Source organism: Marasmitruncus massiliensis (assembly GCF_900186535.1).
In the GTDB taxonomy this organism is placed as follows: Bacteria; Bacillota; Clostridia; order Oscillospirales; family Ruminococcaceae; genus Anaerotruncus; species Anaerotruncus massiliensis_A.
This window is the reverse complement of the sequence record NZ_FYDE01000004.1, coordinates 640708-655326: the sequence shown is the minus strand read 5'-3', so window position 1 is coordinate 655326 and position 14619 is coordinate 640708. Positions and strand designations below refer to the sequence as shown.

Genomic DNA, 14619 nt, shown 5'->3' with positions numbered 1-14619 from the left:
TAATATATTAGCACATTGAATTCATGCTGTCAACCGTTTTCCCCTGCATTTTTTGTTGAATTAGAAAAAAGAAACCTGTGATGTTTCAGGCAGGTCACCTAATGCCCCCATGCTTTTCAGCATTTCAATCACCGATTTTGAAACACCGGTGCGATTTACAATATCATCCGCAGAGATAAAGACCTCTTTCTGGGCCGCTTCCCACAGGTTCTTTGCCGCCGCTTCCCCGACCCCTTTTAACGCCATAAAGGGCAAACGGATCTTTCCGTCCTCAACCTGATAAATATTGAAATGGGATTGATATAAGTCGACCGGCAGGAACTGGATGCCACGCGCCTGACACTCATGGATAATCTGGAGCATCGTCAGAACGCCGTCGTCTTTTGCCGAGCGCTCGTTTCCCATGGCAATCAGATTCTGCATCTTATTGCGCGTGGCCTGCTTACCCGCGACTGCCGCCTCAGCGTCAAAATCATCCCCGCGGACGGTAAAGATGACCGCGTAAAACGCCAGCGGGTGGTAAACCTTGAACCAGCACAGCCGGATGGACGCGATATCATAGGCCGCGGCATGTGCCTTCGGGAACATGTATTTGATCTTCAGGCAGCTGTCGATATACCACTGCGGGACGCCATGCTCCCGCATCGCATTCATGTGCTCCTCGGTCAGCAGGCGGGGGGCGTTGCCCTTACGGGTAATTTCCATGATTTTAAACGCCATTTTGGGTTCCAGACCTTTGTGGAGCAGGTAGGTCATGATACTGTCACGCGTTCCGATCACGTTGGAAATCGTGCAGGTCTTGTTTTTGATCAGCTCCTGCGCGTTGCCAAGCCAAACATCCGTGCCATGCGAAAGCCCGGAAATCTGGAGCAGGTCGGAAAAATTCTTCGGCTGCGCTTCAATCAGCATGCCCCGTACAAAGTTGGTGCCAAACTCCGGGATGCCCAGCGTCCCGGTGTTGCAGCCAATCTCCTCCTCCGTGACGCCGAGCGCCTCGGTGGACACAAAAAGGCTCATCACCTTCCGGTCGTTCATCGGAACGTCATTGACATTGATGCCTGTCATGTCTTCAAGATACTTATACATGGTCGGAACATCGTGGCCAAGCTCATCCAGCTTCAGAATCGTGTCGTGCAGGGAGTGGAAGTCGAAATGGGTGGTAGTAATATCGGATGTCGCGTCATCCGCCGGGCGCTGCACCGCCGTAAAGTCGTAAACCTCATGGTTGGAGGGCACGACAACCATGCCGCCGGGGTGCTGCCCGGTCGTGCGTTTGACACCCGTACAGCCCAATGCAAGGCGTTCCTCTTCCGCGCGGGTCATCACCAGCCCGCGTTCCTGCGCGTATTTTTTGACAAAGCCATAGGCGGTCTTTTCCGCAACAGTAGAAATCGTGCCCGCCTTAAATACGTGGGTGGAGCCGAACAGCTCTTCGGTGTATTTGTGAATCTGCGACTGGTACTCGCCGGAAAAGTTCAGGTCGATATCCGGCGCCTTATCACCGTCGAATCCGAGGAACGTTTCAAACGGGATATCGTGGCCGTCCTGCTTATAGGTTGTCCCGCACTTGGGGCAAACTTTCTCCGGCAGGTCAAAACCGGAACCCACCGACCCGTCGGTGATAAATTCGCTGTGCCTGCAGTTCGGGCAGTAATAGTGCGGCGGAAGCGGGTTCACTTCGGAGATGCCCGCCATCGTCGCGACAAACGAAGAGCCGACGGAGCCACGGGAACCGACATGGTAGCCCCCCTCCTCGCTCTTGGCCACCAGCTTCTGCGCGATCATATACAGAACCGCGAAACCATGTTTGATAATCGATCCAAGCTCCCGGTTGAGACGCTTCTCCACAAGCTCGGGAACCTGCCCTTCATAACCGTACATGGATTTTGCTTTTTCCCAGGTGATACGCTGAATATCTTCGTCCGAACCTGGGATGGTCGGCGTAAACGTTCCGTCCGGAATCGGCTTGATCTCCTCAATCATATCGGCGATCAGATTGGTGTTGGCAATGACCACTTCGTGCGCTTTTTCGGCACCGAGATAGGCAAACTCTTTGAGCATTTCATCGGTGGTGCGCAAAAACAGCGGAGCCTGCTGGTCGGCATCGGAGAACCCCATGCCCGCCATCAGGATCGCGCGGAATTTCGCGTCGCCGGCGTCCAGAAAATGGACGTCGCAGGTTGCGACAACCGGAATATGCAGCTTTTCACCGAGTTTCACAATCGTTTCGTTATATTCTTTCAGCGTATCCACACTCGGAACCTGATTGCTGCGCACCATAAATTCGTTGTTCCCAAGCGGTTGAATTTCCAGATAATCATAGAATTTTGCGAGTTCGCAGAGGTCTCCCCAGCTTTTTCCCTCTGTAATTGCCCTGTAAAGCTGTCCGGCTTCGCAGGCGCTCCCCACCAGAAGCCCCTCCCTGTACTCCATCAGTTTGCTTTTCGGGATACGGGGCTTCTTGGCGTAGTAATCCAGATGGGAAAGGGAGATCAGCCGGTAGAGGTTGCGAAGCCCTTCGTAGTTGCGCACCAGCAGAATCTGGTGATAGATCGGCGATTTTTTGACGTCAACTGCGGCAAGCGAAGTATTGATTCGTTCGATGCAGTCACAGCCTTTCTGCGTTTTCAAAATGCCCATCATCTTCTGAAAGATCTTCGCGAGAATCTCCGCATCGTCGCAGGCACGGTGGTGGTTGAAGTCTTCCAGCCCCAGATGCTTTGCAACAAGGTCGAGCTTATGCCGTTTCAGTTCCGGAAACAAAGAGCGGGACATCACCACCGTGTCAACGGCAGTAAATCGATATCCCACGCCGCTGCGCTTTGCCGCCTGTCTGATAAAGCTGGTATCAAACGGGGCGTTATGCGCGACAAGCACCGCGTCGTCGCCTCCGCAGAACTCGTAAAACAGGTTCAGTGCCTCTTTTTCCGAGGGAGCACTGCGCACATCATCATCGGTAATTCCAGTCAGCTTTGTGATCTCATACGGAATCGCGCGCTCCGGATTGACAAATGTGTCCATCCGGTCGACGATTTCGCCGCCCCGCAGCTTCACCGCGCCGATTTCCGTAATGCGCTCGGTCGCGGCCGACAAGCCGGTCGTCTCAATGTCGAATACGATGATTTCTTCCTCAAATCCCCGCTGTGCCGTCCCGCTGACGGCATGTACCACATCATCTACAAAGTATGCTTCCACCCCATAGATGACTTTGATATTGCCGCCGCCCTTTCGAATTTTTCCAACCGCATTCATGCAGTCCGGGAAGGCCTGCGCCACGCCATGGTCGGTGATGGCAACCGCTTTATGCCCGAATTCATACGCGCGCTGTACCAGTTTGGCGGCGGGCGTCATGCCGTCCATGGCGGACATATTGGAGTGCATATGCAGTTCAACCCGCTTCTCTTCGCTTAAATCCCGCCGCACTGTCTTTTTCACCACAGCGATACTGTCCGGGCGCAGGACGTTTTCATGATCGAAGCGATCAAACTCAATCATGCCGTGCATAACTACGGTATTGCCCTCCTTGAGTTCGTCAAGGTCCTTCATTTTTTTATCAAAGCGTCCGATCACTTTCGCGCAGTAAGAACCGGTATAATCGGTAAAATAGATGGAAAGAATCAATGTTTTTTCATCACGGCTTGTCCGGCGGTCTATTTTAAACACGTCGCCCCAGACAGTGACCGCTCCGCTTTCAATATTGACCTGCGCCATCTCCTGCGGTTTTCCCTTTGGGGGATTTCCGTAAAGCGCCACCATGGAATTCGGCTCAAACGGCAAAGATTCCGCGTCAAAACTGAGCTTCGCGGGCGCAGGGCGCTCGGCAGCCACGGAATCCGCGGGCTTGTCCTGCGGCGCGGGCGGCACATAGGCGATCGGCGCAGGGCGAACCTTCTCCACCACATCCTGATATAACGCACTGTCCGGTGCAACCTCCAGCACGCCGTCAAACTCCACTTGAAGCGAAAGGGAGAATTCTTCGGCAATAACCTGCGCAATTCGGTTTGCACAGTGGATTCCCTCCAAAAGTTCCTGCCCGCCATGCGTCAGGTAAATGCGCAGTGTCGAGCCGATATAATCGCATTTGCAGCCATTGAAAAAGCCGTTGACCGGCACACCCATGTTCCCGAGACGCGCAATGATTTCGGGAACATAGTCGCAGGTAAACAGCTTTGACGGATAACTGGGGCAGATATGTACTTCGTGTAGCTGCAGGGTAGCGCAGAGGCTGCGCTGGAGCTGCGCCAGCTCCGAATAGGGCTGCAGCTCATCCAGACTCAGCCGGACAGTCATTTCCCGTTTTTCCTGCCAAATGGTCAGGCCGCAGACTTCTCCGCACAGGAGCCCCCCGTTTGGCGGTGTTGTCAGATATCCGCCAAAAATTTCCATAAACGATGCCAAGGTACAACACTCCAAACAGATCTATTTCTCAAAGATTACATAGTTTCTATCTCATGAAGAAGAATCTTCAATATTTCGCTCTCGGGGTATTTGCCAACAACTATGCCCTTTTTAAACAGCAGCGCTTCGCCGTTTCCGCCGGCAATGCCGATATCGGCCTCGCGGGCTTCTCCCGGCCCGTTGACAATGCAGCCCATCACCGCTACCTTGAGGTCCTTGCGGCATCCGGACAGCGCTTTTTCCACCTTGTCCGCAAGGGGGATCAAATCGATTTTGGTGCGCCCGCAGGTCGGGCAGGAGATGATCTGCACGCCGCACCCCGGTCTGCCGATCGCTTTGAGAATATCCCGCGCGGCATAGACTTCCTCAACGGGGTCGGCGGTCAGCGAAACACGAATCGTATCCCCGATGCCGTCGCACAAAAGCGAGCCGATGCCGACCGCGCTTTTAATGAGGCCCATCCTGCTGGTTCCGGCTTCTGTCACGCCGAGGTGCAGCGGATAGTCGGTCTGCTGTGCCGCCAGACGATAGGCCGCAATCATATCCGGCACGTTGGACGATTTCATGGAAATCACAATGTCCCGGAAATCATATTTTTCCAGAAGGCGCACATGGTAGAGCGCGCTGTCTACCAGCGCCTGCGGGGTCGGGGAGCCGTATTTCGCAAGAAGCTGCTTTTCCACCGAGCCTGAATTGACGCCGATTCGAATCGGGATGCCCGCTGTCCGGCACGCGTCCGCAACCTGCTTCACGCGGCTGTCGTCCCCGATGTTGCCGGGATTGATTCGGATTTTATCCACCCCTGCCGCCACGCATTCCAAAGCGATGCGGTAATCAAAATGGATATCCGCCACCACCGGAACCTTTACCGCCTGCTTGAGCGCGGGAATCAGCCTGACCGCGTTCAGGTCAGGCACCGCCGCGCGGATGATTTCACAGCCCGCCGCTTCCAGCGCCTTTGCCTGCCGGACGCTCCCTTCCAGATCTTCCGCCGGAATATTCAGCATCGACTGCACGGTGACCGGCGCGCCGCCGCCGATGGTTCTGTTTCCTACTTTCACTGTCCTTGACATGTTACCATCCTATCTGTCCGCTAAAAAAGTCTTACAATATCATTAAACGTAACCACCAGCATCAGCCCCATCAGGGCGACAAAACCGGCGGCATGCACATAGCCCTCGTATTTCGGATTGACCGGGCGGCGTAAAATCAGTTCAATCAGCAGGAAAATCAGGCGTCCGCCATCCAAAGCCGGAACCGGCAGCAGGTTAAAAACGCCGATATTGACCGTAATAAACCCAATGAGCAGCAGAAGCGTGCCCATACCGGCCGAACTCGCCTGCCCGATTGCTGTGGAAACCCCCACGGGACCCGACAATTCGGACATCGTGAAATTCCCCGTCAGCAAATTCGCCAGCGAAAGCCAAACCTGCCGGACAATGGAGAACATCCACAGGAACGTGTACTTCACACTGCCCCAAAAAGTTTTCTGCGCGGAAAACACGTAAAAATCCAGATTGATCAGGCGGGTTCCGTCCTCCTCTACCTGCATGCCGAAGTCTATGCCCGGAATCTCCAGCTTTTTACCATCCCGCAGGACCGTAAAATCCACAATCCCATCCTTATCGCTGATCATGGAAAACGTAACGTCATTCGCGGTAAAAACGCTGTTTCCGTTGATTTTGAGGATTTTATCGTAGCGTTGGAGGTAAGCGTTGCTCGTCGCGCCCTCCCGGAAATCGGAGACAATCGTGGTCGGGAGCGAAGTGCGCAGGCCCACCAGAATCGACAAAATGACAAATCCCAGCAAAAGGTTCATGATTGCCCCGGCGCAGACAAACAGAATCCGTTTCCAAAGGCGGACATTGCAGAACGCCCTGGGGTCGGAGCTGTCTTCGTCCTCCCCTTCCACCGCTACATAACCGCCGATCGGAAAAAGGCGCAGCGCATATTTGGTTTCCCCCTTCTGCCTGTGCCAAATCGCGGGGCCCATACCGATTGCAAATTCGTTGACACGCATGCCGGAAAGCTTGCCGACTGTAAAGTGCCCGAGCTCATGTACAAAAATCAAAACCCCGAACACCAAAACCGCTATGATTACCTGAAAGACAATATTCATACGAAACCTCTCATTTTCCATCAGAACGAAATAGGGGCATCCCGCCCCTATATACTATTCTCGATTTCCCCGGCAATATGCCAGCACCTGCTCCCGCGCGGCAAGGTCGGTTTCCAGCACCTGCTCCAATGTATAGGCACCCTGTGATTCACACTTGAGGTTGTCCAGCACATGCTTCACACAGCGCCCAATGCCGTTAAAGCCAAGTTTACCCTCAAGGAACAGCGCCACTGCCTGTTCATTGGCACCGTTTACCGCGCAGGGATACAGCCCGCCCCTGCGAATCGCCTCAATGCAATATTTTAAGCAGACGAAAGTATCAATATCCGGCTTTTCAAAGGTCAGGCTGCTGCATTCCGTTAAGGAAAGCGGCTTCACACCGCTCGGCGCGCGATGGGGATAGGTCAGCGCGTATTGAATCGGAATCCGCATATCCGGTACGCCCAACTGCCCGATGACCGAACCGTCCTCATATTCCACCGCCGAATGAAGCACACTCTGCGGGTGCACGACCACTTCAATCTGCTCCGGAGCCAAATCAAACAACCACATGGCTTCGATAAATTCGAGCCCCTTATTCATAAGCGTGGCGGAATCCACCGTGATTTTTGCGCCCATGGACCAGTTTGGATGGCGCAGCGCGTCCATGCGGGTCATTCCTTCCAGTTCCGCATAAGTTTTCCCCCGGAACGGGCCGCCCGACGCGGTGAGGATGATCTTGCGTAAAGATTTTTGTTCGTTTCCCTGCAGGCACTGGAAAATGGCGCTATGCTCGCTGTCCACCGGCAGAATTTTTACGCCGTTTTTTGCCGCCGTCTCCAAAACGAGTTTTCCCCCGGCGACCAGCGTTTCCTTATTGGCAAGGGCCAGGGTCTTGCCGGCTTCCAGCGCCGCAAGCGTAGGCCGGAGGCCGGCTATACCGGTTACGGCGTTGCACACAAGCTCGTTGCCGTCAAGTGCTGCCGCTTCACACAAACCATCCGCACCGGCCAGCAGGCGGACAGAAGTATCCGCAAGCCGGGTTTTCAGATCGGAATACGCGTTTTTATCCATAATTGCAACATAGCGAGGGGTGAACTCCCTCGCCTGCCGCTCCAAAAGTGATACATTCCTGTTTGCCGCGAGAACGTTCACCTGATATCCCAAATTCTTACAGGAAAACAATGTCTGGGTACCGATGGAACCGGTTGACCCCAATAAAGCAATTTTTTTCAATAGGGGACCTCACTTTACCACAAGCTGTGCCAGCGGAATCCACTGGCTGATCAGATAGACAAGAGGCGCCACTGTCAAAGCGCTGTCAAAACGATCCATGACGCCGCCGTGGCCCGGCATGATAGACCCATAGTCCTTAACCCCGAACTGGCGTTTAATCACCGATGCCGACAAATCTCCCAAAATGCTGACCGCCGTTAAAGCGGGCATCATGCAAAGAAGTCTCAGATAAAAAACATCCATTTCATATCCTACATAAGACACCATCAACGCATACAGCCACGCGACGAACAGCATGGTGAACGCCGCAAAAACAGCGCCGCCAATCGCTCCTTCCACCGTTTTCTTAGGGCTGATCTGAGGCGCCAGCTTGCGGCGGCCGAAAGCGCGCCCCGCGAAATAAGCCCCTGTATCAGAAAGCCATGCGCTGCCCAGAGAGATCAGCACATAAAAAATCCCAAGTGTTGCACCATGGCTGTCCCGCTGATATACAAGTGTCGTCAGCGAAAACGGGATCAGCAGGCTGCACATCACGCTGATTGCCACCTGCTCGACGCGCAGATGTTCATGCGTCTTTAAAAGGAGCAGGAAAACCGCCAATACATAGACATAACAGATCACCATCAGGTTCTGCGCAACAAAGCGAACCGGGAAAAATGGAACCAAAGCGGCAAATGTCATAGACAGGAAAAAAAGGACGCGATACTGACGGCATCCGGTGGCGCAGAGTAATTCATACACAGCAATCAGAGAAATCACCGCCACCGCAATATTCAGCACGATCGTATTGAACATCAGCAATACCAGAATCAGGACAACCAGTCCGATTAACGAACTGATGACTCTTGTTTTCATAAAAAGCTCCATTCTGCCGCATGCACGATGCGCCATTGGAAATACGCGGCCGCATTAAATGCCGCCGAAGCGCCGGGTGCGGTTCAGATACTCCAGAATTGCGTGATCCAGATGTGCCGGCGTAAAGTCCGGCCATAACACATCCATAAAGACCAGTTCCGAATAGGCGGACTGCCATAAAAGAAAATTGGAAGTGCGCATCTCTCCGCTGGGGCGGATAATCAGATCGGGGTCCGGCTGCCCCGCGGTATAAAGCTGCCTTGACAGCAGGTCTTCATCAATGTCCTCCGGCTTGAATTCGCCGGAAGCACATTGGGCGGAAAGGCGGCGAACCGCATGAATGATCTCGTCCCGCCCTCCGTAATTCAGCGCCAGATTGATCGTAATGCCTGTCCGGTGAGCGCTTTCGTGCTCAACCTGTTCCATCATCTCTTTGATATCGTCCGCAAGCGGCTCCCTGTCGCCCAAAAAGCAAATTCTCGCATTTTCATCCTGATGCAGCTTCGTATCCTTCAGATACCTGCGCAGCAGTCCCATGATTTCGCCGACTTCATCAGCCGGACGCCGCCAGTTTTCCGTGGAGAAAGCATAGGCGGTCAGAAACGGGATGCCAATTTCCCTGCAGTGTCTTGCAATTTTACTGAATGTATCGGCGCCCTGCTTGTGGCCGGCGCTGCGGGGCAATCCCCGCTTGGTCGCCCATCTGCCGTTGCCGTCCATAATAATCCCGATATGTGCCGGCAGCGTATCCGCCGGCACATGCGCAAGCAATGATTGTGCCATTTGACAACTCCGTTCTGGAATCAGATCTCAAGGATTTCCTTTTCTTTTTTGGCCGAAAGGTCGTCAATCGTTTTGCAGAATTTATCCGTCAGTTTCTGGGTAGAATCCTCGAGGTCCTTCTGCTCGTCTTCACTGATTTCACTGGCCTTTTTCATCGCCTTGAACTTTTCGTTTGCATCACGGCGGATCGAACGGATTGCAACTTTGGCTTCTTCCGCTTCTTTGCGGACCTGTTTACAGATGTCTTTTCTGCGTTCCTCTGTCAGCTGTGGGAAGACAATACGCAGCACAGTTCCGTCGTTTGCGGGGTTAATTCCAAGGTCGGAGGTCTGAATCGCCTTTTCAATCGCTTTCAAGGTGGATTTGTCCCACGGCTGAATGACAAGAATTCTTGCCTCCGCAACAGAAATGGCAGCCATGGACTGAATCTGGGTAGGTGTTCCATAATAGTCAACCATGATTTTGTCCAGCACGGCGGGATTGGCTCTGCCCGCACGGATTGCGCCATATTCCTTTTCCAGCGCGTGGATGGTTTTTTCCATCTTTTCGTTATAGAACTTTACCTTTTCGTTCATGATTATGCCTCCTTAACGATTGTTCCAATATTTTTGCCTTCGATTGCTTCCACAATGTGGTCGGAATCGGAAAGACTAAACACAAGCACAGGGATATGGTTTTCCTTGCAGAGGGCTGCCGCGGTGCTGTCCATCACACCAAGCTGTTTCTCCAGAATCTCCTGGAAGGAAATCTCATCATATTTTACCGCGTCCGCAAAACGGTTCGGGTCGCGGTCATAAACGCCGTCCACCATCGTGGCCTTCATCATAATATCCGCCTCAATTTCAGCGGCACGAAGCGCAGACGCGGTATCGGTCGAGAAAAACGGGTTGCCCGTCCCGCAGCCGAAAATGACGACGCGCCCTTTTTCAAGGTGGCGGATTGCCCGGTTGCGGATATACGGCTCCGCAATCTGCTGCATCGTGATCGCGGTCTGCACGCGCACCGGCACATTCAGGGCTTCCAGCCCGTCCGCAATCGCCAGCGCGTTCATAACGGTAGCGAGCATTCCCATGTGGTCCGCGCGGGTTCTGTCCTGCATTTGCCCGCTGCTGCGCCCGCGGAAAAAATTCCCGCCACCGACAACAATTCCGATCTGGGCACCCATCTCCACACTTTTCTGAATACTTCTGCAGATAGCGGATACCACATCGTAGTCAATTCCAAATTTTTTACTGCCGGCAAGCGCCTCGCCGCTGAGTTTTAAGAGTATGCGTCGATATTGAATAGGCATTTTCAACCTCCAGATATATGAAAATCAGACTACTTTCATTTTGTGCTTATATCTTATATATTTTACAATAACCAGAAAATAAAGTAAAGACCAATCGGCAGATTCTCATCAGAAAAAGCCCGCCGGGAAACCCCGGCGGGCTTTCATAAAATACCGCTTATTTAATCATTCCGGCAACTTCATCAGCAAAGTTGTCCTCTCTCTTTTCAAGGCCTTCGCCTTTTTCATAGCGGACAAACCCGGTGATTTTAATGGAACCGCCGAGATTTTTGGCGGTTTCGGCAGTATACTGGCCAACTGTGATGTCGCCGTTCTTTACGAACTGCTGCTCAACAAGGCAGTTTTCCTTGTAATACTTGCCGACTCTGCCTTCGACCATTTTTGCAATGATCTGAGCGGGCTTATTCTTGAGCTTTTCATCGTTTGCAATCTGAACAGTGAGAATTTCTTTTTCTTTCTCAATCACTTCAGCGGGAACAGCGGTTTCATCCAGATAAAGCGGATTGATCGCGGCAATCTGCATCGCGACATCCTTCGCGTAATCCTGGAACTCGGCCTTGCCGGCAAGGTCGGTGTCGAAGCTGACCATGACGCCGATGCGGCCGCCGCCGTGCACATAGGTGCAGACAGTTCCTTCCGCATACGCGAAGCGGCGAATCTTCATGTTTTCGCCGATGGTCAGGATCTTATCGCGCAGTTCTTCTTCGACGGTCATATTCAGGCCGACCGCAGGCAGTTTCAGCAGCGCGTCCACGTCGGCGGGTTTCTTGGCCGCGACAGTCCTGGCACAGGACTCAACGAACTCCATAAATTTTTCATTTTTTGCAACAAAATCCGTCTCGGAGTTGACTTCGATGACTACGCCGACTTTCGTGGCTTCATCCACAGTCGCCAGAACAACGCCTTCGGCAGCAATTCTGCCGGATTTCTTGGCAGCGGCGGCGAGGCCTTTCTCTCTGAGGATTTCAATTGCTTTATCCATATCGCCGTCGGATGCGGAAAGCGCCTTTTTGCATTCCATCATGCCGACTCCGGTTTTTTCTCTGAGGGACTGTACATCCTTCGCGGTAAATGCCATTTTAATTCCTCCGTATCGTTTTTTCTTCCGGTAAGATTACTGAGCAGCCTCTTCGGTTTCCTCTTCTTTCGCGGCGGCTTCTTCTTCAGCCACAGCGGTGCTCCCCTGTCTGCCTTCAATGATCGCGTCAGCCATTGTCGCAGACAGCAACTTGACGGCACGGATCGCGTCGTCGTTGCCGGGAATCACATAGTCGATTTCATCGGGGTCGCAGTTGGTATCAACAATCGCCACAATGGGGATGCCCAGTTTATGAGCTTCCGCAACAGCAATCTTTTCTTTTCTCGGATCAACGATAAACAGAGCAGCCGGGAGTTTCTTCATGTCCTTGATGCCGCCCAGGAATTTTTCGAGTTTTTCAATTTCAAGGTTCAGCTTGCTGACCTCTTTTTTCGGCAGAAGCTCAAACGTGCCGTCCTCTTCCATTTTGCGCAGCTGTGCAAGCCGTTCAATTCTGCGGCGGATGGTCTTGAAGTTGGTCAGCATGCCGCCGAGCCATCTTGCATTTACAAAGTATGCGCCGGCGCGGGTTGCTTCTTCGCGGACAGAATCGCCCGCCTGCTTCTTGGTGCCGACAAACAGGACATTGCCGCCGTTCGCTGCAAGGTCACGGACAAACATATAAGCCTCGTCCAGTTTCTTTACGGTTTTCTGAAGGTCGATGATATAGATGCCGTTTCTCTCCGTAAAGATATAGCGCGCCATTTTCGGGTTCCATCTTCTGGTCTGATGTCCGAAATGAACGCCGGCCTCCAATAATTGTTTCATAGATACTACGCCCATGATAAATTCCTCTCTTTCGGTTATTTTCCGCCACCCTGCTTCAAGCTCGCCTTATCATCCCACGCGGGACACCGACAAGACAATCGCACGGTGTGTGTTCTGCTGAATCAATCCATCAGCCGGATAATAATAGCACAAAAGAGATAAAAATGCAAGCGGAAATTTGCATTCCGGCGCATTTAGTCTTCTGTGAGAATATGAAGCCATCCCTGCCCGCGTTTACGGTTCTCTCCGGGAGCGGGCAGCGTATGGTTCACCAGGATGGTGTCCTCACCGATGACTTCGATGTCGTCCCACCGGATCACAATATCGTCTTCCCGCCCCAGCAAACCAAGCAGGCGCAGCCTTCCTCTGATGACAAGCGCGGAAGCCGTCGCCGTTACGGTATCCAGCTCCACGTCAGAAACATAGCCCAGCTTCACACCGTTGCGGACATTGATGACAAATTTGCTTCTCAGATCACTGATCCTGCAGTACATCGCGTCCCCTCCTCCATTGCGCAGAACTCACGAGTATCTATACTGTATGCCTCGGCAATGCAAAATAGACCGGATGATCTCCCGTGATTGACTTTCCCGCAAAAGAAAGGTAAGATATTTTAGTTCCCGTTGTGCAAACTTATGGTGTGTAATGCGGCGCAGACGCGCACGTAAATCAAATGTGAGGTGTTTATTTTGCAGCGAGAGAAATTTGCTTCCCGGCTGGGCTTTCTGCTGATATCGGCGGGCTGTGCCATCGGGCTGGGCAACGTGTGGAGGTTCCCCTATATTACGGGACAGTACGGCGGCGCCGCTTTTGTGCTGATTTATCTATTCTTCCTATTGGTTTTGGGGCTTCCGATTATGGTCATGGAATTTTCTGTGGGACGTGCCAGCCAGAAAAGCGCGGCGCTCTCCTTCCGCGTGCTGGAGCCAAAGGGTACGCGGTGGCACCTGTACGGTTATGGCGCGATGCTCGGCAACTACATGCTGATGATGTTCTATACCACGGTCGGCGGCTGGATGATCATCTATTTTCTGAAAACAGCGACGGGCGAGTTTGTCGGCAAAACACCGGACGAGGTTGCTTCGGTATTCGGCAATATGCTTGCCCGGCCGGGGCTTATGGCCTTCTGGATGGTTGCCGTGGTGCTGATCGGGTTCGGCATCTGCTCGCTCGGCCTTCAAAACGGTGTGGAACGGATCACAAAAGCAATGATGGGGTGCCTGTTCCTGGTGATGATTGTCCTTGTCCTGAGAGCGGTGACCCTGCCGGGGGCCGGTGACGGGCTGCGGTTCTATCTGCTGCCCGACTTTGGCAAAATGGCGGAGCAGGGAATCTCCACTGTGATCTTTGCCGCAATGGGGCAGGCATTTTTTACGCTGAGCCTCGGAATCGGCGCGATGGCAATTTTCGGCAGTTATATCGGCAAGGAACGTTCACTCACCGGGGAATCCATCAGCATTACACTGCTGGATACCGGTGTTGCGCTGATGGCGGGACTGATTATTTTCCCCGCCTGTTCGGCGTTCGGCATGGACCCCGGTCAGGGACCCGGGCTTGTTTTTGTTACGCTTCCCAACATTTTTAATGTTATGACGGGCGGCCGTATTTTCGGGGCTCTTTTCTTCATCTTTATGACGTTTGCCGCGCTTTCCACCGTCATTGCAGTGTTTGAAAACATTGTGTCTTTCGGGATGGACCTGTGGGGCTGGTCCCGCCGGAAAACCGTTCTGATCAATACTGTTCTTATTATTGTTCTATCTATCCCATGTGTGCTCGGTTTCAATCTCTGGAGCAGTATTCAGCCGCTGGGCGCCGGCACCAATATTCAGGACCTTGAGGACTTTATTGTAAGCAGCAACCTGCTGCCGCTGGGTTCCCTGGTTTATCTGGCATTCTGCACTTCCCGCTATGGCTGGGGGTGGAAGAATTTTCTGAAGGAAGCGGACACCGGAAACGGCATCCGGTTCCCGGCATGGACCCGTATTTATGTCTCTTATATCCTGCCCGTCATTGTCCTGTATATTTTTGTGCAAGGTTATAACGAAAAATTTCATCTTTTGGAACAGTTGACCGCGATATTTGCATAGGCCTAAATCACAAAATAGCAACAGC

General features: G+C 52.9%; 12 protein-coding genes. 1 reads left to right on the top strand and 11 read right to left on the bottom strand.

Annotated features, from left to right (window positions below):
• Positions 1-60: 60 nt before the first annotated feature.
• The 11 genes from C1A10_RS07075 to C1A10_RS07025 form a co-directional block, all read right to left on the bottom strand.
• Positions 61-4398, bottom strand: coding sequence for a PolC-type DNA polymerase III (locus C1A10_RS07075; protein ID WP_101909581.1), 4338 nt, complete (start codon positions 4396-4398; stop codon positions 61-63).
• Positions 4399-4433: 35 nt separating this feature from the next.
• Positions 4434-5471 (bottom strand): flavodoxin-dependent (E)-4-hydroxy-3-methylbut-2-enyl-diphosphate synthase, encoded by a 1038-nt coding sequence (gene ispG / locus C1A10_RS07070; protein ID WP_101909580.1) that lies wholly within the window; start codon positions 5469-5471, stop codon positions 4434-4436.
• Positions 5472-5491: 20 nt separating this feature from the next.
• Positions 5492-6517 (bottom strand): M50 family metallopeptidase, encoded by a 1026-nt coding sequence (locus C1A10_RS07065; RefSeq protein ID WP_180951034.1) that lies wholly within the window; start codon positions 6515-6517, stop codon positions 5492-5494.
• A 54-nt stretch (positions 6518-6571) separates the two neighbouring features.
• The gene (locus C1A10_RS07060; RefSeq protein WP_101909578.1) at positions 6572-7732 is read right to left on the bottom strand and encodes a 1-deoxy-D-xylulose-5-phosphate reductoisomerase; all 1161 of its coding nucleotides are present in this window, start codon (positions 7730-7732) and stop codon (positions 6572-6574) included.
• 9 nt (positions 7733-7741) lie between these two features.
• The gene (locus C1A10_RS07055; RefSeq protein ID WP_180951033.1) at positions 7742-8587 is read right to left on the bottom strand and encodes a phosphatidate cytidylyltransferase; all 846 of its coding nucleotides are present in this window, start codon (positions 8585-8587) and stop codon (positions 7742-7744) included.
• 54 nt (positions 8588-8641) lie between these two features.
• Positions 8642-9370, bottom strand: a complete 729-nt coding sequence (locus C1A10_RS07050) for an isoprenyl transferase (protein WP_101909576.1) — start codon at positions 9368-9370, stop codon at positions 8642-8644.
• Between the two features lie 20 nt (positions 9371-9390).
• Positions 9391-9945 (bottom strand): ribosome recycling factor, encoded by a 555-nt coding sequence (gene frr / locus C1A10_RS07045; protein WP_101909575.1) that lies wholly within the window; start codon positions 9943-9945, stop codon positions 9391-9393.
• A 2-nt stretch (positions 9946-9947) separates the two neighbouring features.
• Positions 9948-10661: a UMP kinase gene (pyrH, locus tag C1A10_RS07040; RefSeq protein WP_101909574.1), complete on the bottom strand. Its 714-nt coding sequence runs from the start codon at positions 10659-10661 to the stop codon at positions 9948-9950.
• 157 nt (positions 10662-10818) lie between these two features.
• Positions 10819-11739, bottom strand: a complete 921-nt coding sequence (tsf, locus tag C1A10_RS07035) for a translation elongation factor Ts (RefSeq protein ID WP_101909573.1) — start codon at positions 11737-11739, stop codon at positions 10819-10821.
• A gap of 36 nt (positions 11740-11775) precedes the next feature.
• Positions 11776-12522 carry a 30S ribosomal protein S2 gene (rpsB, locus tag C1A10_RS07030; protein ID WP_101909572.1) on the bottom strand — a complete coding sequence of 249 codons (747 nt, stop codon included), beginning with the start codon at positions 12520-12522 and terminating at the stop codon, positions 11776-11778.
• A 179-nt stretch (positions 12523-12701) separates the two neighbouring features.
• Positions 12702-13001: a YlmC/YmxH family sporulation protein gene (locus C1A10_RS07025; protein ID WP_101909571.1), complete on the bottom strand. Its 300-nt coding sequence runs from the start codon at positions 12999-13001 to the stop codon at positions 12702-12704.
• A gap of 192 nt (positions 13002-13193) precedes the next feature.
• Between C1A10_RS07025 and C1A10_RS07020 the strand changes: the two genes are divergently transcribed.
• Positions 13194-14594, top strand: a complete 1401-nt coding sequence (locus tag C1A10_RS07020; RefSeq protein WP_101909784.1) for a sodium-dependent transporter — start codon at positions 13194-13196, stop codon at positions 14592-14594.
• The last annotated feature ends 25 nt before the right edge of the window (positions 14595-14619 follow it).

Excerpts from the sequence above, each read along its gene's own strand:
- ispG (WP_101909580.1), bottom strand. The coding sequence starts at position 5,471 with ATGTCAAGGACAGTGAAAGTAGGAAACAGAACCATCGGCGGCGGCGCG.
- C1A10_RS07065 (WP_180951034.1), bottom strand. The coding sequence starts at position 6,517 with ATGAATATTGTCTTTCAGGTAATCATAGCGGTTTTGGTGTTCGGGGTT.
- C1A10_RS07055 (WP_180951033.1), bottom strand. The coding sequence starts at position 8,587 with ATGAAAACAAGAGTCATCAGTTCGTTAATCGGACTGGTTGTCCTGATT.
- C1A10_RS07050 (WP_101909576.1), bottom strand. The coding sequence starts at position 9,370 with ATGGCACAATCATTGCTTGCGCATGTGCCGGCGGATACGCTGCCGGCA.
- frr (WP_101909575.1), bottom strand. The coding sequence starts at position 9,945 with ATGAACGAAAAGGTAAAGTTCTATAACGAAAAGATGGAAAAAACCATC.
- pyrH (WP_101909574.1), bottom strand. The coding sequence starts at position 10,661 with ATGCCTATTCAATATCGACGCATACTCTTAAAACTCAGCGGCGAGGCG.
- tsf (WP_101909573.1), bottom strand. The coding sequence starts at position 11,739 with ATGGCATTTACCGCGAAGGATGTACAGTCCCTCAGAGAAAAAACCGGA.
- rpsB (WP_101909572.1), bottom strand. The coding sequence starts at position 12,522 with ATGGGCGTAGTATCTATGAAACAATTATTGGAGGCCGGCGTTCATTTC.
- C1A10_RS07025 (WP_101909571.1), bottom strand. The coding sequence starts at position 13,001 with ATGTACTGCAGGATCAGTGATCTGAGAAGCAAATTTGTCATCAATGTC.